The organism is Rhizobium sp. L43, assembly GCF_002531725.1.
Lineage (GTDB): Bacteria > Pseudomonadota > Alphaproteobacteria > Rhizobiales > Rhizobiaceae > Rhizobium.
The window spans coordinates 57367-77918 of the sequence record NZ_NWSQ01000031.1 but is presented as its reverse complement, the minus strand read 5'-3'; the positions used below and the strand labels follow the sequence as shown (position 1 = coordinate 77918).

Genomic DNA, 20552 nt, shown 5'->3' with positions numbered 1-20552 from the left:
TCAATTTCGTTGTTCAGCAACGCCGGATGGCCGGCGGCGCAGTCAGTATTTCTGCCGGGTCGGGGTGATGACGATTTCCTGAACGATCGCCTTCTGCGGCAGATTGTAGGCATTGAGGATCAACTCCGCGACGATATCGGCCGAAATTCCGCCACCGATCGCCTCCTTGTTGGCCCGGTAATTGGCGAGTGTCGTCTCGTCCTTCACGTGGTCGAGCACCTCGGTGTCGATGATCCCAGGCGAGAGAACGATGACGCGCACATCGTGCGGCGCCAGATACTCGCGGAAGCTTTCCGAGACCGCATGGACGAAGTACTTGGTGCCGCAGTAGACGGTATGATCCGGATAGACCTTGCGGCCGGCGATCGAACTCATCATCATCAGCGTGCCGTGACGGCGAGCGATCATGCCGTTCATCACCGCATGGACGGAATTCATCACGCCCTTGGTGTTGATGTCGATCATCTCATCCCATTCTTCCGGCGGCTGCTTGGCGATATCGCCCAGACGGGCGATACCGGCATTGGCGAACATCATGTCCACCGGGCCATATTGACTTTCGGCGTCGGCAACGGCTGCGGCCAGTGCTGCACGGTCACGGACATCGACCTGTTTCAGCACGGCGTTCGGCAGCCTCAGCGCCTCCAGGCGATCGAGACGGCGCGCCATCAGCAGCACCGGGTGGCCGGCGGCCGAAAAAGCCCGTGCCGTCGACTCGCCGATACCGGAACTCGCGCCTGTAATTGCAATCAGCGGCTTGTCTGCCATGTTTCAGCTTCCCGCACTTGTTTCTGTCGATCCCCGGGATGCAAACACCACTGGAAGAGGGCCAGATGGTCTCGCAACTCCGGGGACCGCTTGTTCGGCAGACGGCGGAAAACCGCCGCCCGTCCAATCAACCCTTCATCACTGTGCCAACCTGGGCAGCGATGTCGTCGAGGGCTTCCTTCGCCGAGCCGTAGCTGCCGGCGAAATACTTGCCCAACGCGACGGGGATCGTGTCGCTGGACAACTGCGCCCATTCCGGCAGATCCGGTTCGGAGCCCATGTATTTCGCAATCGTCTCGCGCACGATTGGCAGGTGGCGGGTGGTGCCGGCACCGACACGGGCATTGGCGAGAACGCGCGGATCGTCATAGACGCTGGCGCGGGTCGGACCCGTGCCGCCACCGAGCGTTGTGATCAGGGCCTGCGTATCGGCGCAGGTCGCCCACTGCATAAACACCCAGGCTGCATCAGGGCTCTTCGAGTTGTGCGAGACGGCAAGCGACGACCCGCCCTGATGACCGACGCCGGGAATTTCGCCGTAACCGGTTTCCTTGACGGTGCGAAGCGCAATCGGCTGTGGCGGCACCGCAGCTTCGCAAAGGCCCGAAACCTTGGTCTGAGTCGGATCGTCGAAATAGGGGAAGAATTCGCCCCATGACAGCATCGACGCCGCGACACCCTGGGCCACCGACTGGCCTTGACCGTCCCAGGTCCAGCCATCGACGCCCGGAGGCATGGTTGCCTTGAGCTTCTTCCAGTATTCCAGCGCCGCAACGCCCTTTTCGTCGTTACCGGTAAACTTCCCGTCCGGTCCGAAAATCGAGCCACCATGACCCCAAAGCCATGCAGTCCAGTCGCATTCCAGGCTGTAATGGCCGGATTTCATCTGGCCGGTGGTGCCGTAGACTTTCGGCCCCATTTCCTCGGTGATGGTCTTGGAGTTGGTGTACAACTCCTCAAGCGTCGCCGGTGCCTTAAGGCCGAGCTTCTCGTAGATATCCTTGCGATAGATCATGATGAAGATGGGGATATCGTAGGGAACGCCGACCCAGCGGTCTTTGTATTTGGCGATGCCGTCAACCAGCGCCGGCAGGAAGTCGTCGATATTGTAGTTCGGCATGGCGAGATCCGCCTTGGCGGAGTATTGTTCGCGCGGATCGAATACATCCTGGCTGAAACTCGCCGCCCAGCTCTGGTCGATATAATAGAGATCATACGTACCGAGATTCGAAGCGACGTCGAGCGTCAGCTTCTGCAGAACCTGCTCCAGCGGCAAGACCTCGATCTCGACCTTGATGCCGGTCGCTTCCTCGAAATACTTCTTCAGCTGCGAGTTGATGGCGTTTGACGGGGGTGTCGATTCCGTGGCGAGTTTCAGGGTGGTGCCGGCGAACGGCTTGCCGACGTCCTTAAGCCACTTGATTACTTCCGGCGAAGGCTGCAGTGCCTCTTGTGCATTGGCCTGCGCGAACCCGCCGAAGGGCCGGCGGCCCATGCCCATGCCAAGCGCACCTGCCCCCAGCCCCAGCTTTCCGGCGGCCATCAGGAAATTGCGGCGGCCCATCTCACCCTTGACGAACCTGTCGGTGATCGATGCGAGATGCATCTTTCTGATACTGTCCTTCATCCTCTTATCCTCCACTTTTAAACGGACGACAGAATTGCCGGCCGGATATTCAGGCGCCCTCCGCGCCGAATTACTGTTTCAGCGACCCCATCGTCAGGCCGCGCACGAGATGGCGCTGGACCAGCAGGATCACGATGAAGGCCGGCACGATGGCCGCTGCACCCAGCGCCGCCATGTTGCCCCAGGCCGTTCCAATTGATGTCACGAAGGTCGACGACACCACCGGTACGGTCTTCAGGCCGGTCTGCGTCAGCGTCAGCACGAACAGGAATTCCGTCCAGCTGAAGATGAAACAGAGAACCGCCGTCGCGGCGATGCCGCCCTTGGCCATCGGCAGGACGATACGCCGGAAGATCGTCCAGCGCGACGCGCCGTCCAGCAGGGCGCTCTCGTCGATCTCGGCCGGGATATCGTCGAAGAAACTCTTCAAGAGCAGCACCGCCAGCGGCAGGTTCATCAGGCCGTGGATCAGGATGACGCCGATATAGGTGTCGAGCAGGCTGAACTGCTTGAAGATGAAGAACATCGGGATGGCGACGGCGACCGGCGGCATCATGCGGGTCGACAACACCCAGTTGACGAACTCGTGCCGGCCGCGAAAATTCATGCGCGACAGCGAATAGGAGGCGAGCGTTGCGACGATGATGGCGAGCACGGTCGACATCGACGCGACGACTATCGAGTCCCAAAGTCGAGGCGCCATGTAGAAATTGCCACCGCCGGGATTGACTGTCTCCTGCGTCCCGAAACCGAAGCCGAGCGAAACCCCGAACACCTGCTCGAAATTCCTGAGTGTCGGTTCAAAGGCAAAAAACTTTGGCGGCCAGTTGAAAATGTCCTTGGCGTCGCGAAAAGCAACGGACGTCCAGAAGTAGATCGGGAAGAAGAAGGCTCCAACGACCAGCCAACCGGCGATCGTGCGCAATGTTCGTGTGCCAGCACTCTGGTGCATGTTACCACCTCACCTTGAAGACTTTGATGAAGACGTTGGCCATGATCATCACCATCGCCAGGCTGACGAGGCTCAGCGTCGCGCCATAGCCCCATTTCAGGAATGAGAACGTCTGCTGCCAGGCATAGAGACTGACGGTGTAGGTTGCCGTTCCCGGCCCGCCGGAGGTCATGACGAAGACGTAGTCAAACACCCGGAAGAGATCGATGCCGCGCAAAAGCACCGCCACCGCGATCACCTTCGACATCATGGGCAGAGTCAGCCGGCGGAACATTTGGAAAGACGAGGCGCCGTCGATCATCGCCGCCTCATAGGGCTCGGCCGGGAGCGCGCGAAGGCCCGCCATGAAAATCAGCACCATGAAGGGCGTCCATTGCCAGATTTCAGCGACAAGCACGCCGGCCAATGCCAAGGACGAGGTTGCGAGAATCGGCGTCGATTTGTCGAGCAGCCCCATCGTGTTGAGCAGATAGGGGAGAACGCCGAATTGTGGATCCTCCATCAACAGGAACATCATACCGGCGATGGCGGGCGGGATGACCAACGTCATCGACAGGGTGGCGCGCAGCATGCTGAAGCCCGGTAGTTCGGCATCCAACAGCATCGCGATCGTCATGCCGAGGATAATTTCGAACACCAGCGCGATGAAGAAATAGAGGAAGGTGACGCCCAGCGCGCTCCAGAAACGCGTGTCGTTCCAAAGCTGGGCCCAGTTCGCCATGCCGACGAATTTCAACGCGCGCTTTGTCGGCACGAATTCGTGGAAGCTCAGCCAGACATTGTAGATCAGCGGGTAGATTGTAAACACTACCAGCAAGCAAACCAGTGGCAGGAGCCACGGGATCGGCGAGTCCGATATTGCAATGCGTTTCACCTGCGCGACGGACATTCCGTACTCCTCCAGCGAGCCGACTGCGGGTTTTGCGCTCGGTAAGAGCGCGTTCACCGCTGCCAAACCAACACTCCTCTGCCGGTTCAGCTCTGCTCGATCCTGTTTCTCTACCCCGGCGTAAGCCGGCATGCGTTCTTCAAAGCTCCGGCCGGTCAGTGTGCCGCTGCTTTTTTTTCACTGTGCATGCTTGTCGCGGAGCGTTGCTCCGCCATCCAAGCATCCAGTTCGGTAATCTCGTTCAAGCCCATGCGGATGCCGGCTTTCGTCCGGCGAAACACCACATCCTCGGCCGTGCGCGCATACTCGCGGGTTATCAGGAAACGGACCTCCGCCTCCGTCAGGTCGGCGCCGAAGGAGCGGCCCAGGTCAGCCCGTGTGCGGGAACCGGCCAGAATGGCGCGCGCCTCGGAACCATAGTGCCTGACAAGGCGCCGCGCCGCGCGTATGTCGAGAAATCCATAGTCCCGCGTAAGATCCTGAGCCAGGAACTCTGCTGAACCTGCGGGAAAGTCGCCGCCGGGCAAGGCATGCTTGCCCGTCCAGTGCGCCCTTACACCCCACTCCGGGAACCGCGTCGCCAACTTCTGCATCGCATTCTCGGCAAGGCAGCGATAGGTTGTAATCTTTCCACCGAAGATACTCAGAAGCGGTGCTTCGTTTTCGGCACCGTCGACTTCCAGCACATAGTCGCGCGTGGTTTCCTGCGCATTGGCAGCACCGTTGTCGTAGAGTGGCCGAACGCCGGAATAAGTCCAGACGACGTCTTCTCGCGTCACTCCCGCCTTGAAATAGGAAGAGGCAGCCTTGCACAGATAGTCGATCTCGGCATCCGAAATACGGACGTTTTCGGGTTGATCATTATGATCGACATCGGTTGTGCCGATCAGTGTGAAGTCGTCCTCGTACGGGATGGAGAAGACAATACGTCCATCGGGATTCTGGAAAATGTAGCAGTGATCGTGTGCGTACAGGCGTGGCACGACAATGTGCGAGCCCCTGACCAGCCGGATTTTTGCTTGCGTCTTCCGGTTTAAAACGATGGCCAGAACCTGGTCCACCCACGGACCGGCGGCATTGACAAGCGCCCGGGCAGAAATTGTCTCGCATCGCCCGGTTTCAGCATCCTCCACTATCACATGCCACAGCCCGTTCTCGCGGCTTGCCTGCACGCAACGTGTGCGCGTGCGAATGTCGGCGCCGTGTTTTTCCGCGTCGCGTGCATTGAGGACGACGAGGCGGTTGTCTTGTACCCAGCAATCGGAATATTCGAACCCGATGGAAGACACGTCGCGAAGCGGTGCGCCGACGGGATCAGTCGAAAGCTTGCGTGTCCGTGTTCCCGGAAGTTTTTTGCGACCGCCGAGATGATCGTAGATGAACAATCCAAGCCGCAACAGCCAGGCGGGACGCAGCCCCTTGCGATGCGGCAGCACGAAACGCAGAGGCCAGATGATATGCGGCGCTATGTGCCACAGAACCTCACGCTCGCGCAGCGCATGGCGCACGAGCCCGAATTCATAGTGTTCAAGGTAGCGAAGGCCACCATGAATAAGCTTGGTCGATGCCGATGACGTGGCGGAACCAAGATCCGATTTTTCGCACAGAAAGACGCGGAGCCCGCGACCGGCCGCGTCGCGCGCCAAACCCGCGCCGTTGATTCCGCCACCGATGATCGCCAGGTCGTACGTTGCCATAGTCATGCAACCATCCTCCCCTTGCGCGCTTCCAGAAGACGGTCTGCAACCTCGACGAAACCTTGTCCGCCCTCAGCGGCCGTTACATAAGTCGGTTCGGCCTCGATGCGGCCTTGGAACTGCAGGACATTGGCAACGCCGCAGGCGTTGGGGAAGAAACGGAACATCGGCGCATCGTTCGGACTGTCACCGACGAACACGATCTTGTCCTTATCCCGGTCTATATCGAGCCTGAGCACGTCGGCCGCGAAACGGCGCGTCATGGTCAGCTTGTCATAGGCACCGTACCAGCCATTGACGTGGATGGACGAAACCTTTGCAACCGCTCCCTCCTCCTCGAATATCTGCTTGATGCGGTCCACAGCGCTGGTCGGCAAGGATGGCACATCTTCACAGAAGTCGATGGCGAGGTCGGCCTCGCGATAAAGCTGATCGGCCGAAATGGCGGTACCGGGCACTTCGGCCAGGATGCGGGCGCGCACCGTCTCCAACCGTTTGCGATCGTCGGCGCGCTGATCGCTATTGATCGCGAAAATGCGGCGCATGCGCCGGCTCTGCTGATCATAGGAAAAATAAAATGCGCCGTTTTCACCGACAACACCTGAAACGGGCCACATCCGCGCAATCATATCGCACCAGCCGGCGGGCCGGCCGGTGATGGGCGCTACGGCTATGCCGGCGTCCAAAAGCCGCTCCAACGCCTGATAGGCGCAGGCAGGCAGACGTCCGTCCGTGGTTAGCGTATCGTCAATATCGGCAAACAGCGTGTGGACCCTGCCTGCATCTTCCAACGGCATTTCGACGATCGCGCGCATGAGATCACACCTCCCCGCGCGCGAAGTCTTCGAGAATGCCTTCGTCGGCGGCGATATCCAGAAACGAATACCGGTTGCGCATCTCGCGGCAGTGAACCACTGCCTCACGGTAAAACTCGACCGGTACGCCGAGTTCCTGTGCCGTCGTGGGACCACCCGCTGCCTTGAGCAGCCGCGTCATTTCTTCGACCGGGATTACGAAGGCTTTCAGCTCTTCCCGCAGCACCGACCAGATCTCGGCGATCTTTTCATTCAGCGCTGCAATCCCGGCATCATCGAAGATTTTGGGCTGTATCTCGTCGAAACATTGTCTGGCAATATCGGCGCCCATGCGCCCAACCATGCCATTGAAGTCGATACGGGTCGGTTTCAGTTTCGGGGGGGCTGCGCTTTCCAGGTAGTGGCGCTGCAATCGGCCCATGGTCAACACTCCGACGCCGACCTGCTGGCCATGAAGCGTGCCCGGATGCCGGTCTCCGGCGAAACAGTCGATATAGTGTGAGATCTGGTGCTCGCCCATCGACCCATGGTTCGACATGCCCGTAAAGGAAACACCGAGACCGCACATCGTCAGAACACGGTAGAGGTAACCGTTTGCGGAGACATCGCCATGGCTGATCCCCTCCGCGCGCCGGTTTAGCTCCGCCTCGTCCTCCTGCTGAATGATATAAGGCGCGTTATCGTAGACCGTCCCGAAGAGGCGATGCGACAGCCACCAGTCCACCTGCGCGACAGACCGCACGAGGCAATCGGCGAAGCCGGCAGCCGAAAGATAGGTAGGCGCCGCAGCGGCGACAGAAAGGTCAACAAAGAAACCCGCCGGCGCATGCGATGGCAAGGATACTTTGAGACCGTTGTCGAGGGTCAAGGAGGCAGTGGTTGAGGTATAGCCGTTCATCGAAGCGGCGGTACCGAACACACAATACCGCCGTCCATCGAGACCGGTCACATATTTGACCAGATCGTTGATCGTGCCTGATCCCACGGCGACCACACCTTCGGCGTCTTTCAGCTTTTCGGTCAACACCGCCACGTTCGCCATGTCGGCATGCGGATGGTCGAGGAGAACGGTCTTGACGGGGCCGAGCGATTGGAGTGCACGGGCGACGCGTTCACCCATCGCATCCCAGGTGGCGTGGTCGGCCACGACTGTGAAGGTCTTGCCGAGCCCAAGCCCAGCAACCAGTTCGGCTTCCCGTCCCCCAAGGCTATCGGCGATGACGATCGATTCGTAAGGCACAGTGGCCCGTTTGCCTGTCTCCGGATCTGTCCAGCGCCCGGCGACGATATCGTCAATCAACGCGGTCCAGCCGCCTTGGGGAGCGCTTGCGCCGCCGCCCTGATTCCCTGTCGTTTCCATCCCAATGTCCAGTCTTGTTGTCGTTAAAACAAATGACACCAACCACTGACACTTGTCAATACATAAATCAAACGATGTTGACATTTGCCATCTCGTGCCATCTTATGGGGCCCAGAAAAAGATAACATCGAGGAAACACATGCTGGACGCAGGCGTCACCCTGCCCACGGAATTCGACGACGCCGTCAACTGGGCCGCATGGCTCTATTACGCCGACGCGATGACCCAGAGCGAAATAGCCAAGACCCTCAATGTCTCGCGCGCAACCATCGTCAACTACCTTCAGGAGGCGCGCGACCGTGGCATTGTCTCTATCCGGATCAACACGCATGCGAGTGGCCGGACACGGATCGCCCGCGCGCTGAAGGAAAGATTCGATCTCCAAGGCGCGCTGGTCATTCCCTCGGCCGGAGATCGCGATCTCGTGCGCCGGTTGGGAGATGCCGGCGCGCGGGTTCTGGCCGATCAGGTGACGGCGGGGGACGTCATTGGGGTGGCCTGGGGACGCACAGTGCTTTCGGTGGCGGACCAGATTTCGCTTTCTGAACCAGTCCCCAATCTCACCGTGGTCCAGGTCTCGGGAAGCTCGACAGGCGAGCCGGATTTCTCGCCCGAATTGTGCACCTCGCTTCTATCGAGCCGCATCGGGGCGCGTTGCGTCAACCTTCTGGCGCCGGCCGTCCTGTCGACCAAGGAACTCAGGGCGATGCTGCTCGACGAACCGGTCCTGAAAAAACAGTTTGACCTCATACACTCGACAAATCGCATTCTGTTTGGTGTCGGCGATGTGGGTCCAAAAAGCACCGTGCGCGCGTCGGGGATCGCAAGCCAGGCCGAAATCGACGCCTACGTCGAGCATGGCGCCGTCGCGGTCATCATCGGTCGTTTCATCGACGCGCACGGTCGTGCCGTCGGCGGCGATCACGACGAACGAATGGTCGGAATCGCGCTGGAAGAGCTGATCCAGACGCCGAACAGGATTTGCGTAGCGGGTGGCACCGGCAAGATCGAAGCCATCACAGCCACGCTCGAAGGTGGCTACGCGACGCATTTTGTTACCGACATGGCCACGGGAGAGGCCTTGCTGGCGGTTTGACAATCACGAACGGTGGCCGAAAAAGCCACGGCATCTCGGAGAACCAATAGACTAAACCGCATCGCACCGGTTCATCCGGAGGTTTTGCGGCTTGCTTCAGCGGAGAGGAGCCGCTTTCATGCAGTCAGAGGAACGCTATGTCATCGGGATCGATTCATCGACGCAATCGGTGAAGGCCATTGCTTGGTCCAAAGACGGGCAGCCCTGTTTCGAGGGACGCGCACCCCATACGCTGATAAGCCCCGACGCCTATCGCGCCGAACAGGATCCGGTCGAATGGTGGAGTGCGGCGATAACCGCTTTGAAGGCCGTGACGGACAACCTCGACCCAGCCCGCATCGACGGCATCGCGATTTCCAATCAACGCGAGACAATGGCATTGCTGGACGACCAGCGACGTCCGCTGGAGCCCGCCACGGTTTGGCTCGACCGGCGTGCGCGGGAGATGCCCTCCCTCCTTGATGGCGAATTGGGCGCGGATGTCCTGCACCGCATATCCGGAAAGCCGGTCGATGTTATTCCATGCGTCTATCGCCTGCGCTGGATGCGTGCTCATCAGCCGGAATTGCTCGATAAGGCCGCCCATATTCTGTCGGTGCACGACTATTTGACGATGCGTCTGAGCGGCGCACCTCAGGCAACATGGACCAGCGCCGATCCCTTCGGCATTTTCGATATCGTCAGCAAAACATGGTCGAAGAAAATTCTCGACCATTTGATGATCGATGAAGCGAAGCTCCCACCGCTCAATCCGCCCGCCTCCAGAATTGGCTCCATCTTGCAGGAAGCTGCTGCGGAAACCGGATTGAGACCGGGCACGCCAATCTTTGCCGCTGGTGGAGATGGTCACTGTGCCGCCCTTGGTGTGGGCGCTATCGAACCTGGGACAGTCTATCTTAATCTCGGAACGGCGGTTGTGGGTGGCGTCTGGTCGGCCACGCCGGAACTGAGCGGGCACTGGCGGACGCTTGTGTCGCCCACTGGCGACGGTTATGTCCTGGAAAGCGTCCAGCGTGGCGGCGCCTTTTTCGTGAACTGGCTGCTCGATAACTTCGCTGGCGGACGCGCGGATGCGGCGGTTTTTCAACGATTGGAAGCGGACGCTATGCGCCTTCCCGTCGGCTCCGACGGACTGTTGGTGTGCCCGTATCTGATGGGGTGCATGGATCCCTATTGGGATGAAAACGCGCGGGCGAGTTTCACCGGCTTCGGGCCGGATCATGGAATGGGCCATCTCTATCGCGCATCGCTAGAGGCGATCACGCTCGAATTTGCCAGGAGCCTGCAACAGATGAAGGCCAAGGGGCTTGCCGCCGCGCGCATCTTTGTGATCGGAGGTGGTGCCTCGAGCCTGCTGTGGCGAAAGATGGTTTCAGATGCCACAGGGCTTCCGGTCCATCGCAGCCTCTCCAATGAAGCATCGGCGCTCGGTGCAGGCATGTCGGCAGCGGTGGGCGCTGGATGGTACAGGAACTTCCACGAAGCGAAAACTGCCATGGCACGGACGGCCGAAGCACTTGCGCCCGATTCTGCCGCCTATGAGGATTGGCTTGCCCTCTCGGAAAGACAGGCCCAAGTCTACATCAACAATCGCGAGCGGCCACCGACTTCTTAAAAGCCTGTTTTTATATTGCCGCGAACGGTGTCATCGGTAGAAATAGGTCAAGAATATCCGGCTCCCGATTGTCGCTCTATCTCACTTGCGTAACGTGACTGGAACCGACGGCCAGTTTCATATGCGGAATTAATTCCGCATATGAAACTGCGATGCGACGGTGCGCCGCCGAGAATGTAGTTGTTTCTGGTGAGATCGGCGATCGCCGGGTCCTGCCAGCCGGAGTCGATGCTGAAGAACGGAATGCCCGAGCTCTTGACGCTATCAAGTGCGGCATGGGCGGCCGTCAGCGTCGCGAAGAGCACGATGATCGCATCGACTTTAGCGGTCCCGGCATCCTGGATTTGCGAGACGAGCTTGCCGGGATCGCCCTTGGCATCCGTCAGGTTCATCTTCCAGGTCTTGTCGACGCCCATCCCGTTCATTCAGGTCTGCATGCCTTCCCAGGCGCGCTGATCCGGCTGGGCCGACATCTGCTGGCCGATGACAGCGATGTTGAGCGGCTTGTCGGCCGCAAGGGCCGGCGTCGAGCCGAGCAGGAATTCGGCCATGTTGGGCATGGTCGCGGCAGCTGCGGCCACGCCGCTGGCACGTCCGCCCCACTTCAAGAGATCACGGCGCGATGCGCCACCGGAGATGTTCGATTGATCGTTTATATCAGTCATCAAATCCTCCCAGATAAACAAGCTTGCTCCTCCAAGCCGCGTGCATTGACTGAACGTGAACAGAGTGAAGGCGACATGATGGTGAGAGCGCTGAGAAGACGCAGCACTGCGCGAACGAGCGGTATTGTGACGATCGACATAGATCATCGATTGTCGACACTGTCAGAACTTGAAGAGCGCATTCGAACCAAATTCGATCTGAGATTCTGTTGTGTCACGCCACCCGGAGATGACTATGGAAAGGGCCGCGATAACCGCGATGAGCAGCAAGCTGTTGCCGGTCGCGGAGTAGGAATGGTTGCGGTGAAATTTCTCCGGTCGATGCTTACGCAGGACCAGTCTAAAGAAAACGTAATTGGTCTTGCCTGGGGCAGAACCATCGGCGCCATGGCCGATGCATTCCTGCCGGTCAACGCCCCCGATTTGCAGTTTGTATCACTACGGGGTCGCTGACGCGCTCAGCTTCGGCCAATCCCTTTGACGTCGTTCAAAAGATCGCGTCGAAGACCGGCGGTCAGGCGAAGTATCTGCCGGCTCGCTTCATCGCAGACAGCGAAGAAGACCTCGCGGTCTGCATCCAGCAACGAGTGGTTCAAGACATCATCCGCACGGGGATGCGCGCAAGGGCATGCTTTATCAGCGTCGGCGAATGCGATGCCAGTACCTTCCTATCGCGCTATGGTTACCTGTCAAAGGATGATCTTGACGCCCTCGACAAGCTCGGCGCTGTCGGCGATACGCTCGGACTGTTCTTCGACGAAAACGGCAACTACATTAACTCTCAGATTTGCAGGCGCACTCCAGCTATCAATCTATCAGCGCTTTCGGGCAGCGACATTATTCTTTTGTCGGCTGGCACAGCCAAGTTAAAAGCTACGCGAGCGATACTTAAGGCGGGCTTCATAACCGGATTAATAATAGATGCGGCTAGCGCCCAGCGTCTGAATTCGTTGTTGTAAGCATGTCTCACAGCACTGCTCTGCGCAGTATTCATTGAATGCGATAGGGCATGAAGGAGCAGCGGGAGTTAAGAGTGTTGATTGCCACCGAGAACTGACCCTTTAGACCGGGATATTTCCATCGAGAATTGACCCATGTTTCAACCTTGCCCTGCGTGTTTTGAGCGGGGGCTGTGGAGTGATTTACATGGCGTTATTGAGCGTAATCCGACGCTGGCATTTTCGTGAGGAGCGATCGATCCGAGACATCAGTCGGGTGACTGGCCTGTCTCGGAATACCGTCCGCAAATACCTTCGCCTGGGCGGCGTTGAACCCAAGTTCAAAGTGCCCGATCGCCCAAGCAAGCTCGATCCCTTTGCGGATCGGCTGTCGGCCTGGCTGAAGGTGGAGGCCAACAAGTCTCGCAAGCAGAAGCGGACGCTGAAGCAGATGCACGCCGATCTGATGAGCCTTGGCTATGACGGCTCCTACAACAGGGTCGCGGCCTTTGCACGGGAATGGCGTGCCGATCGACAGCGCGAGCTGCAGACGTCCGGCCGCGGGACGTTTGTGCCGCTGGTATTCGAGCCTGGTGAGGCATTCCAGTTCGACTGGTCAGAGGACTGGGCGATCATCGGCAATGAGCGCACCAAGCTGCAGGTGGCCCATACCAAGCTGAGCTACTCCCGGGCCTTCATCGTTCGGGCCTATCTGCTGCAGACACACGAGATGCTGTTTGACGCCCACAATCATGCCTTTCGTGTGTTCGGCGGCATCCCTCGGCGCGGCATCTACGACAACATGAAGACCGCTATCGACAAGGTCGGCCGCGGCAAGGAGCGTGACGTCAATGTCCGCTTCATGGCTATGGCCAGCCACTATCTCTTCGAACCCGAGTTCTGCAATCCGGCTTCCGGCTGGGAGAAAGGACAGGTCGAGAAGAACGTTCAGGACGCCCGTCACCGGCTCTGGCAGCCCGTGCCTCGCTTTCCGACGTTGGAAGCCTTGAACGATTGGCTGGAGAGCCGCTGCAGGGAGCTCTGGGCTGAGACGGCACATGGCCAGATGCGTGGCACCATTGCCGCTATCTGGGCGGAGGAAGCACAGGCGCTTATGCCTGTATCCCGTCCATTCGACGGCTTCGTCGAATATACCAAGCGGGTCACACCGACCTGCCTCGTTCATCTCGAGCGCAATCGCTACAGCGTTCCGGCATCCTTCGCCAACCGGCCTGTGAGCCTCAGGGTCTACCCGGACCGTATCGTCATCGCCGCGGAAGGTTCAATCGTCTGCGAGCATGGTCGCATCATCGATCGTTCCCATGATCGACCTGGCCAGACGGTCTACGACTGGCGGCATTATCTGGCGGTCGTGCAACGCAAGCCCGGTGCCCTGCGCAACGGCGCACCGTTCACCGAGCTTCCCGACGCCTTCCGAACCCTGCAGCAGCACCTGCTCAAGAAGCCTGGTGGGGATCGCGAGATGGTCGACATCCTGGCACTGGTGCTCCAGCATGACGAGCAGGCGGTGCTGTCGGCCGTCGAGATGGCCCTGGAAGCCAAGGTGCTCACCAAGACCCACATCCTCAACCTGCTTCATCGTATTGTGGACGGCAAGTCCTTCACGCCACCGACGATCAGTGCACCCCAGGCCCTGACGCTCATCAACGAGCCTAAGGCCAACGTCGAACGCTACGACGCCCTGAGGAAGACGGAGGTGCGCCATGCGTCATAACCCAGCAAGCGGCGCGATCGTCATCATGCTCAGGCAGTTGAAGATGCATGGCATGGCTCAGGCAGTGGGAGAACTGACGGAACAGGGATCACCCGCGTTCGAGGCCGCCATTCCGGTCCTGTCGCAACTTCTCAAAGCCGAGACGACAGAACGAGAGGTCCGGTCGACAGCCTACCAGCTCAAGACCGCACGCTTTCCCGCCTATCGAGACCTCAACGGCTTCGACTTCACGAGCAGCGAGATCAACGAGGCTCTCGTGCGACAGCTGCACCGCTGCGACTTCATCGATGATGCCAACAACATCGTCCTGATCGGCGGACCCGGCACCGGCAAGACTCACATTGCGACCGCGATCGGCGTGCAGGCCATCGAGCACCATCGAAAGCGCGTTCGCTTCTTCTCCACCGTCGAGCTGGTCAATCTGCTCGAGCAAGAGAAGGCGCAGGGACGGCCGGGACAGATCGCCAACCGGCTGGCCCACGCCGATCTCGTCATCCTCGACGAACTGGGCTACCTGCCGTTCAGCGCCTCAGGCGGTGCACTGCTCTTCCATCTGCTCAGCAAACTCTATGAGCACACGAGCGTCGTCATCACCACCAACCTCAGCTTCAGCGAATGGGCCAGTGTCTTCGGCGATGCCAAGATGACGACGGCACTGCTCGATCGGCTGACCCACCATTGCCACATCCTTGAATCCGGAAACGACAGCTTCCGCTTCAAGAACAGCTCTGCCCACGAACCCAAACCAACGAAGGAGAAAAGCAAGGCCTTGACCACGACCATCGACCCGAAAGATATCTGATAGGCGGGTCACTTCTCAGTGGAAATCCCGGGTCAGTTCTTCGCGGAAATCAACATCTAAGGATCAGCTTCTTGAAGCCCAACCTGTTTCCATACGGAGATCAACGTCGGTCCTCGGCCTCGACGGCCAAGGGCTAATCCTTGGTCTGTGCCCTGAAATGCTCAATCAAAAACGAAGTGGCGGGGCCAGGAGGCGTGTCGGTACGATAGATCGCCTGGAACTTGTAAATGCCTCCCTCGCAGTCCGGTAGAGTTAGCCGCACCAAACGCCCGGAGTCCAGGTCATCCCGCACCATTGGTTCGGGCATGTTTCCCCAACCAATACCTTCCTTTATGAGCATGTGCTTTGCTCCCAGGTCAGCGAGACGCCAGGTATGAGTAGCGACAACCGCGAAATCCTGCCCTGCAGTGAGGATAGATCGATCTGTCAGGACCAGTTGGGTATGGTCACGAGCTGCTCCAGGAGCATGCGACCCGATAGACAATGGGTGGCTTGGTGACGCTACAGGAATGAGTTCGACAGAGCCAATGCCGATCCGCTCGATTCCAGAAACGTTAGCGTCCAATGGGCCGCTGACCCCAATCATCGCAGTGCCGTCCAAGACCAATTGAGTGACCGCGCCCAGGGCCTCAACGTTCAACCGCAACGCCACGCTTGGGAACGATTCACGGAATGCCTTTAGGGCGTCGGTAACCCTGGACGCCGGGAGCATGACGTCGAGGACTAAGTGGACCTCAGGCTCTACCCCGGCAAGCATGCTCCGGACCTTTGCTCTGAGGTTGTCGATCCCGTTGGCCACTGTTCGCGCCTCTGCAAGGACGGTTTTCCCCTCAACTGTCAACGAAGGCTTTTTGGTCGTCTGTCGGTCAAACAGGGTGACGCCCAACTGAGATTCGAGGTTCGCAATCGTGTAACTGATAACGGAGGTGGCTCTGTTGAGCTTGCGCGCCGCTGCCGCGAAACTACCGGTTTCAACGACGCTCAAGAACACACGGAGCTGGTCTAGCGTAGGTTGACCAAGGTCTGACATTTCGATTTCCTCGACTGTTTTCGACGAGATTATACGAGTTTCACGAAAAATCGCTCGACGATATTTTTGTGTCAACACCAGAATGGACAATGCCATGTCATTCCTATCAACAGCCGATATCGAACAAATCATAATTCCATCCAGCCGTGATCTCGGTGATTTCACCGTCCGACGCGCACTGCCATCGCCGATGCGCCAGATGGTTGGCCCCTTCATCTTCCTCGACAGCTTTGGACCGGTACGTTTCAACGATGGCGAGGGGGTTGATACTCGGCCTCATCCCCATATCGGGCTTTCTACGCTAACCTATTTGCTGGAGGGTGAGTTGGTTCACCGGGACAGCGAGCAATATGTCCAAACTATTTGTCCGGGTGAAGTCAACATCATGGTGGCGGGCGCAGGCATCGTACATTCCGAGCGGAGCCCGGAAATGGAGCGAAAGGCAGGCAAAGGCATAGAGGGTCTTCAGAGCTGGATCGCGCTGCCGAAGAAGGTTGAGGAAACGCCACCGCTTTTCCAGCATCTTAAGGTCGGGTCACTTCCCGTCGATCAAGGTGACGGGGTGAGGATGAAATTGCTTGCGGGGTCATTGCACGGTCACCGCTCACCTGCAACGATCTACTCAGACCTTTTTGCTGCGGAAATGCTGCTTGATGCTGGTACAAGATACCGCATCGACGGAGAGCATATCGAGCGGGCGATCTTCGTCGTCTCAGGCGCAATTGAGGTCGTGGGACAGGACGGCTCATTCGGAAGAGACCGGTTGATTGTTTTCAAACCAGGTGCCGAGATCGTGGTAAGAGCCACCGAACCAACAAAGTTCCTGGCTTTTGGTGGAGAGCCTCTCCCGGAAAAACGTTTCATACGTTGGAATTTTGTGGCGACCGATCAGGAACGAATTCGGCATGCTGCTGACCTGTGGCGCGAACGTCGTTTCCCGGGCGTGCCGAACGATGACGAGTTCATTCCCTTGCCAGCTGACTTTCGTTAGGTGCTGAGTGGGATCCACCTGTTCAAAAGAGATCAGCGCCCAGAGACCAAATGACGACGTGATCGAGCATGCCGCTCTCCTGTGGGTCAGATGATGTAACCGCCTGCGGCCGCGATGGTCTGGGCGTTGATCCGGTGGCTTTCCTCGGACAGCAGGTTGGTAGTCACGCCGCCGAATTCCTCCGGCTCGCCGACCAAGCCAAGCGCGCTCTGGCCAGCAGGCATTTCGGATTCCGGGAAACAACTGGACGGTGTTCCGATCAAAATCCGGACGTAATTCCGGCTCGAAGCTGGATTCGATCGCGAGTGGAGGTGCCTTATGTCGTCAGCAATAACGCTGCGAATTCGCTCAAGAACCGTCAGGCAAACCACGCAACTTGCCGCAGTCGCGCCTTCGTTAAATGTTTACAACCCGCCACGCGGGCGCTTAATTCCGTGCCATCACCTGAACCATACCTGCCTTAGTAGTGCGTCGTCTGTGGCAACGGCGGTTGCCATGACAGACACCAGTCACCTGGATACGCTCTTAAACTGGGGGTCGGAGATTTAACGCCTTGAAAGAAGTCGAACCGCCGACCCCGTGATTGACTAGCTCTTGTTGGCACTAAATTTTCCAGTCCAAGCAACTACTTGCTCTCCGGAATGGCGCCATTGACAGCAACAGATGACTCGATGTGGTAATGTCCGTCATCAAGGTTGGAGAAGCAGAATGAACGACGTCACTCGGATCCGTAAGATGCCGCCCTTCCCATCGAGAGGTTTACTTATCGCATCCGCGAATATGTTGAAGTTCGTCGGACACTCCGGCTTCGAAGCGCTTCGATTGGAATGGGATCTGCAAGATACCGACGCTGGAACGGGAAATGGTTTGATGGCTAGGGCGACATCGCTTGCGACTTATGCTCTCAAAAATCCGGAGCTGCGCACTCCCGACGGCAATTATCTTCAGTCCGAGATTGTGGCTAAAGCCGGCGAGATCTACCGCAATGGTTGGATGACTAACTTAAGCGAGAAAGAACGATCCGCTTTTAAAACTGCGTCTGCGAACGCAGGCTCGATGAACGACGTATCAGAGTCTGGGGTCGTGGTGGTCTCGACTAGCGATCCACGTACTTCCACCGCGACCGCCGCCCCGACGATATCTCCTCAAAGCAGTCCCTTGAAACGTAAGATATTCGTTGTTCATGGGCATGACGAAGGGGCGCGGGAGACCGTAGCTCGATTTCTAGAAAAATTGGAATTCGAAGTCATCATCCTTCACGAGCAGGCTAATCGCGGGCGCACAGTCATGGAAAAAATAGAAGCGCATGGTGACGTAGGTTTCGCTGTCGTACTGTTAACACCTGATGATGAAGGTCGAAAGGTGAATGGAACCTTCAAATTCCGAGCTCGTCAAAACGTCATGCTCGAATTGGGCTATTTCATCGGCCGTCTCGGGCGGTCAAACGTCTGCGCCCTGACACGTGGTGACGTTGAGCTACCATCGGATTTCGCTGGCATCGTTTATCAACCTATGGAAGACGGTTGGCGGGCGGCGGTAGCACGGGAGTTAGCCGATGCGGGCTTCGAAATTAACTGGGAAAAAGTTTCCAGATCGTAAGCTGAGATATCACTCGTAGAAAGCGCTGTTGTCGACAGCGACGACGACGCTGTCTCCTAATATACGCTGTGGCTCTATTACTCGCGCTTTCATGCTTGCGGTGTAAGGATAGGAGTCGGACAGAACGGCTCCCATGTCATTTCGGATATCCGATCTGGAGCCATATTGAAGCTCGACATAAACGGTACCAGCGACAGCCAGTTCGATGAATTCGTCATCGACGAACGTAATTGTGTATTCGTCGATCTCATGTCCTTCCACCGAGGTATGCGTGGATAGCTCATCAAGCTCTTGCAAGGTCTCAGATAGCAATTTGTCGAGAACCGTGTCGAAAACTTCAGTCCTCAACGAGCGATGCACCTCTTCTCGGCAAGTTCGGGCAGCGTCATAGATATCCAACAAGCCGTCGAGCGCGTCATCCACCAGTACACGAATCTCCTCATCGTCATCGAGGATGGTTTCTTCCCGCACATGTGTTGAACGATTGAGCCGTTCGATTGTCTTCAGCAGCGGACGCGCGATCTTGCTAAGGTCAAGTTTCAGAACCTTTTCCACGAAGTCGTTCGGCAAAGCGCCTTGCACTATGTAGGTGACCCGCTGCATCCGCGTCGGGCCTTTGGTATCTTTGACGAGCTCGTACCAGCGACAGGCTGTCACGCGACTATCAGGGGCCATTGAATGAAGCACGTGACCTGTGAGTTCACGCATGGCTGCTGCACACAAGTTGCCCCGAATTGGATTTTCGCTCTCGCCGACGAGAAAGGCGCCCTCGAGCACGGTCGTCATAAAGTGATCATCGGGATGTTCGGCGACGAGCGACTCTCCCTTTGCACGTATTTCCGGCCATTCTGGGACTCTGTAGTGCATAGCCATACAACCTGTTACTCTTTCTGGGTGCTTCAAAACATCCCGTCTTGAGCGGTGGATAGCCGCCTTTAAGAAGCCGAGCTCTGCCCGTCGGGAGAGAAACTCTGGCCAGTACGACGGAGTCCGCAGACGCCCTCGTAGCGTTCAGAATTTTTGTTGCGTAACAATTCGCACGATCCGACTCGACGGAAAAGGCACGACGATTGATTTCTTCAGTTCTGCTGTGGCATGGATGAGGATGAAGCTGTTGAAAGGTGTTGCAAATCCCTCAGCGACGAATTCGACGACATCCCCGTTCTTGTCTTCAAGTCGCAGAGTTCCAGGACGCGACATGCGTCGGCCTGCAAGTGGCACGAAATCCGCGAGCGGGCTCAATCGATCAACATGTTCAGGCAGTTTCAACTCACCGAACCGCTTCTGGAAAAGCGGCGAGAATTCTACACGACGGAGCTCGGAACGCATACCGAGAACAGGGCATATCTCCAAAGGATTGAGAACAATCACAGCGCACGCGCGCTCATTCCGCCGGACATATTCCCTCATGGAGGCATAAGCGGACGCACCAAACTTTTTGCTCAATGCAAGCGGAACTTTTATACTGAATGCACTGTCGGCCGCCATTTCAGCGAAGCGCCCGTCTTGAAACAAGACGACCGAAGCGAAGATGTTCGCCTCGCGCTCAAACTGGTCGGAGATATCGGGCGACAGCGACTTATCACAGTCTTGGATCCAGCGAAAAAGCTTAGATTGATGTGGGATGTGCTTGTGACCCGCTTCGTGAAGCTTGAGAAAATTCTGCTTGGATTCGGCAACCGTGTCATCGACATGGATCAGATCTTCCTGAACGTCGAAGATGCCCCTCACCTTCTCGATTGCCGATTTGATGAGGCTTGCCGCCCGCTCTCCGAATTCGCGAGCGTGCCGCATGAGCGAACGCGGATCGAAGGCGCTCATCGGCGCGACGCGAAGTTTTGCGGCATCTAGCAGATCGGGGACCGGCGTAGGTAGCCGGTCCCATGCGCTTGCCTTGTTCAACAGATCGGTCGCCGCGCGATGTATTGCTGCATACTCGCCCGGGGTGAGCGAACTGTCGTCAGGTTTCAATT

The 20552-nt window shown here is 58.0% G+C and carries 21 protein-coding genes; 8 read left to right on the top strand and 13 right to left on the bottom strand.

What is annotated here, in order from left to right:
- Positions 1 to 42: 42 nt before the first annotated feature.
- The 7 genes from CO667_RS29045 to CO667_RS29015 all read right to left on the bottom strand — a co-directional run bounded on the left by CO667_RS29045 (position 43) and on the right by CO667_RS29015 (position 8108).
- Positions 43 to 768, bottom strand: coding sequence for an SDR family oxidoreductase (locus tag CO667_RS29045; RefSeq protein WP_097621690.1), 726 nt, complete (start codon positions 766 to 768; stop codon positions 43 to 45).
- A gap of 127 nt (positions 769 to 895) precedes the next feature.
- Entirely contained in the window at positions 896 to 2395 is a 1500-nt protein-coding gene (locus CO667_RS29040; protein ID WP_097621689.1) for an extracellular solute-binding protein, read from the bottom strand.
- A 70-nt stretch (positions 2396 to 2465) separates the two neighbouring features.
- Entirely contained in the window at positions 2466 to 3347 is an 882-nt protein-coding gene (locus tag CO667_RS29035) for a carbohydrate ABC transporter permease (RefSeq protein ID WP_097544750.1), read from the bottom strand.
- A gap of 1 nt (position 3348) precedes the next feature.
- Positions 3349 to 4236 (bottom strand): sugar ABC transporter permease, encoded by an 888-nt coding sequence (locus CO667_RS29030; RefSeq protein WP_097621688.1) that lies wholly within the window; start codon positions 4234 to 4236, stop codon positions 3349 to 3351.
- A 155-nt stretch (positions 4237 to 4391) separates the two neighbouring features.
- Positions 4392 to 5939: a glycerol-3-phosphate dehydrogenase gene (gene glpD / locus CO667_RS29025; protein WP_097621687.1), complete on the bottom strand. Its 1548-nt coding sequence runs from the start codon at positions 5937 to 5939 to the stop codon at positions 4392 to 4394.
- Positions 5936 to 6748, bottom strand: a complete 813-nt coding sequence (locus CO667_RS29020) for an HAD-IIB family hydrolase (protein ID WP_097621686.1) — start codon at positions 6746 to 6748, stop codon at positions 5936 to 5938. Before CO667_RS29020 ends, glpD begins: the two co-directional genes overlap by 4 nt.
- Positions 6749 to 6752: 4 nt before the next feature.
- A complete protein-coding gene (locus CO667_RS29015; RefSeq protein WP_097621685.1) occupies positions 6753 to 8108 on the bottom strand; it encodes a sn-glycerol-1-phosphate dehydrogenase in 1356 nt (451 codons plus the stop codon).
- A 139-nt stretch (positions 8109 to 8247) separates the two neighbouring features.
- On the opposite strand from CO667_RS29015, the gene CO667_RS29010 reads away from it, so the two are divergent.
- The gene (locus tag CO667_RS29010) at positions 8248 to 9204 is read left to right on the top strand and encodes a sugar-binding transcriptional regulator (protein WP_179874247.1); all 957 of its coding nucleotides are present in this window, start codon (positions 8248 to 8250) and stop codon (positions 9202 to 9204) included.
- 118 nt (positions 9205 to 9322) lie between these two features.
- Positions 9323 to 10819, top strand: a complete 1497-nt coding sequence (locus CO667_RS29005; protein ID WP_097621684.1) for an FGGY-family carbohydrate kinase — start codon at positions 9323 to 9325, stop codon at positions 10817 to 10819.
- 47 nt (positions 10820 to 10866) lie between these two features.
- Here CO667_RS29005 and CO667_RS35050 read toward each other — a convergent pair whose 3' ends face one another.
- Complete coding sequence (locus CO667_RS35050; RefSeq protein ID WP_143540762.1) at positions 10867 to 11244, bottom strand: substrate-binding domain-containing protein; 378 nt, start codon at positions 11242 to 11244, stop codon at positions 10867 to 10869.
- On the bottom strand, positions 11245 to 11484 hold the full coding sequence (locus tag CO667_RS35045) for a hypothetical protein (RefSeq protein WP_143540761.1): 240 nt from the start codon (positions 11482 to 11484) through the stop codon (positions 11245 to 11247).
- Here CO667_RS35045 and CO667_RS35040 point away from each other — a divergent pair.
- From CO667_RS35040 to istB, 4 genes are all read left to right on the top strand, one after another.
- Complete coding sequence (locus CO667_RS35040; protein ID WP_143540760.1) at positions 11464 to 11937, top strand: sugar-binding domain-containing protein; 474 nt, start codon at positions 11464 to 11466, stop codon at positions 11935 to 11937. The two genes, CO667_RS35045 and CO667_RS35040, sit on opposite strands and share 21 nt — an antisense overlap.
- A complete protein-coding gene (locus CO667_RS28995; protein WP_097621682.1) occupies positions 11850 to 12443 on the top strand; it encodes a sugar-binding domain-containing protein in 594 nt (197 codons plus the stop codon). Before CO667_RS35040 ends, CO667_RS28995 begins: the two co-directional genes overlap by 88 nt.
- A gap of 187 nt (positions 12444 to 12630) precedes the next feature.
- On the top strand, positions 12631 to 14157 hold the full coding sequence (gene istA, locus CO667_RS28990) for an IS21 family transposase (protein ID WP_143540763.1): 1527 nt from the start codon (positions 12631 to 12633) through the stop codon (positions 14155 to 14157).
- Positions 14147 to 14959, top strand: coding sequence for an IS21-like element helper ATPase IstB (gene istB, locus CO667_RS28985; protein ID WP_097621680.1), 813 nt, complete (start codon positions 14147 to 14149; stop codon positions 14957 to 14959). The genes istA and istB overlap by 11 nt, the downstream gene beginning before the upstream one ends.
- 133 nt (positions 14960 to 15092) lie before the next feature.
- On the opposite strand, the gene CO667_RS28980 is transcribed toward istB, so the two are convergent.
- Positions 15093 to 15989 carry a LysR family transcriptional regulator gene (locus tag CO667_RS28980; protein ID WP_097621679.1) on the bottom strand — a complete coding sequence of 299 codons (897 nt, stop codon included), beginning with the start codon at positions 15987 to 15989 and terminating at the stop codon, positions 15093 to 15095.
- Positions 15990 to 16083: 94 nt separating this feature from the next.
- Here CO667_RS28980 and CO667_RS28975 point away from each other — a divergent pair, with 94 nt between their 5' ends.
- Positions 16084 to 16980, top strand: a complete 897-nt coding sequence (locus CO667_RS28975) for a pirin family protein (RefSeq protein ID WP_097621706.1) — start codon at positions 16084 to 16086, stop codon at positions 16978 to 16980.
- Positions 16981 to 17066: 86 nt separating this feature from the next.
- On the opposite strand, the gene CO667_RS28970 is transcribed toward CO667_RS28975, so the two are convergent.
- The gene (locus CO667_RS28970; protein ID WP_179874246.1) at positions 17067 to 17204 is read right to left on the bottom strand and encodes a hypothetical protein; all 138 of its coding nucleotides are present in this window, start codon (positions 17202 to 17204) and stop codon (positions 17067 to 17069) included.
- A 484-nt stretch (positions 17205 to 17688) separates the two neighbouring features.
- Between CO667_RS28970 and CO667_RS28965 the strand changes: the two genes are divergently transcribed.
- Entirely contained in the window at positions 17689 to 18579 is an 891-nt protein-coding gene (locus CO667_RS28965) for a nucleotide-binding protein (RefSeq protein WP_245433325.1), read from the top strand.
- 9 nt (positions 18580 to 18588) lie between these two features.
- On the opposite strand, the gene CO667_RS28960 is transcribed toward CO667_RS28965, so the two are convergent.
- A complete protein-coding gene (locus CO667_RS28960; protein ID WP_143540759.1) occupies positions 18589 to 19452 on the bottom strand; it encodes a hypothetical protein in 864 nt (287 codons plus the stop codon).
- Positions 19453 to 19590: 138 nt separating this feature from the next.
- On the bottom strand, positions 19591 to 20550 hold the full coding sequence (locus tag CO667_RS28955; protein ID WP_097621677.1) for an ImmA/IrrE family metallo-endopeptidase: 960 nt from the start codon (positions 20548 to 20550) through the stop codon (positions 19591 to 19593).
- Positions 20551 to 20552: the final 2 nt, after the last annotated feature.

What these genes read in the sequence shown, in the direction of transcription:
- CO667_RS29015 (WP_097621685.1), bottom strand. Translation starts at nt 8,108, where the DNA reads ATGGAAACGACAGGGAATCAGGGCGGCGGCGCAAGCGCTCCCCAAGGC.
- CO667_RS28980 (WP_097621679.1), bottom strand. Translation starts at nt 15,989, where the DNA reads ATGTCAGACCTTGGTCAACCTACGCTAGACCAGCTCCGTGTGTTCTTG.
- CO667_RS28965 (WP_245433325.1), top strand. Translation starts at nt 17,689, where the DNA reads ATGAACGACGTCACTCGGATCCGTAAGATGCCGCCCTTCCCATCGAGA.
- CO667_RS29010 (WP_179874247.1), top strand. Translation starts at nt 8,248, where the DNA reads ATGCTGGACGCAGGCGTCACCCTGCCCACGGAATTCGACGACGCCGTC.
- istB (WP_097621680.1), top strand. Translation starts at nt 14,147, where the DNA reads ATGCGTCATAACCCAGCAAGCGGCGCGATCGTCATCATGCTCAGGCAG.
- CO667_RS29020 (WP_097621686.1), bottom strand. Translation starts at nt 6,748, where the DNA reads ATGCGCGCGATCGTCGAAATGCCGTTGGAAGATGCAGGCAGGGTCCAC.
- CO667_RS28975 (WP_097621706.1), top strand. Translation starts at nt 16,084, where the DNA reads ATGTCATTCCTATCAACAGCCGATATCGAACAAATCATAATTCCATCC.
- CO667_RS35045 (WP_143540761.1), bottom strand. Translation starts at nt 11,484, where the DNA reads ATGACTGATATAAACGATCAATCGAACATCTCCGGTGGCGCATCGCGC.
- CO667_RS29005 (WP_097621684.1), top strand. Translation starts at nt 9,323, where the DNA reads ATGCAGTCAGAGGAACGCTATGTCATCGGGATCGATTCATCGACGCAA.
- CO667_RS28960 (WP_143540759.1), bottom strand. Translation starts at nt 19,452, where the DNA reads ATGGCTATGCACTACAGAGTCCCAGAATGGCCGGAAATACGTGCAAAG.
- istA (WP_143540763.1), top strand. Translation starts at nt 12,631, where the DNA reads ATGGCGTTATTGAGCGTAATCCGACGCTGGCATTTTCGTGAGGAGCGA.
- CO667_RS35050 (WP_143540762.1), bottom strand. Translation starts at nt 11,244, where the DNA reads ATGAACGGGATGGGCGTCGACAAGACCTGGAAGATGAACCTGACGGAT.
- CO667_RS28970 (WP_179874246.1), bottom strand. Translation starts at nt 17,204, where the DNA reads ATGCCTGCTGGCCAGAGCGCGCTTGGCTTGGTCGGCGAGCCGGAGGAA.
- glpD (WP_097621687.1), bottom strand. Translation starts at nt 5,939, where the DNA reads ATGACTATGGCAACGTACGACCTGGCGATCATCGGTGGCGGAATCAAC.
- CO667_RS29030 (WP_097621688.1), bottom strand. Translation starts at nt 4,236, where the DNA reads ATGTCCGTCGCGCAGGTGAAACGCATTGCAATATCGGACTCGCCGATC.
- CO667_RS29045 (WP_097621690.1), bottom strand. Translation starts at nt 768, where the DNA reads ATGGCAGACAAGCCGCTGATTGCAATTACAGGCGCGAGTTCCGGTATC.
- CO667_RS29040 (WP_097621689.1), bottom strand. Translation starts at nt 2,395, where the DNA reads ATGAAGGACAGTATCAGAAAGATGCATCTCGCATCGATCACCGACAGG.
- CO667_RS29035 (WP_097544750.1), bottom strand. Translation starts at nt 3,347, where the DNA reads ATGCACCAGAGTGCTGGCACACGAACATTGCGCACGATCGCCGGTTGG.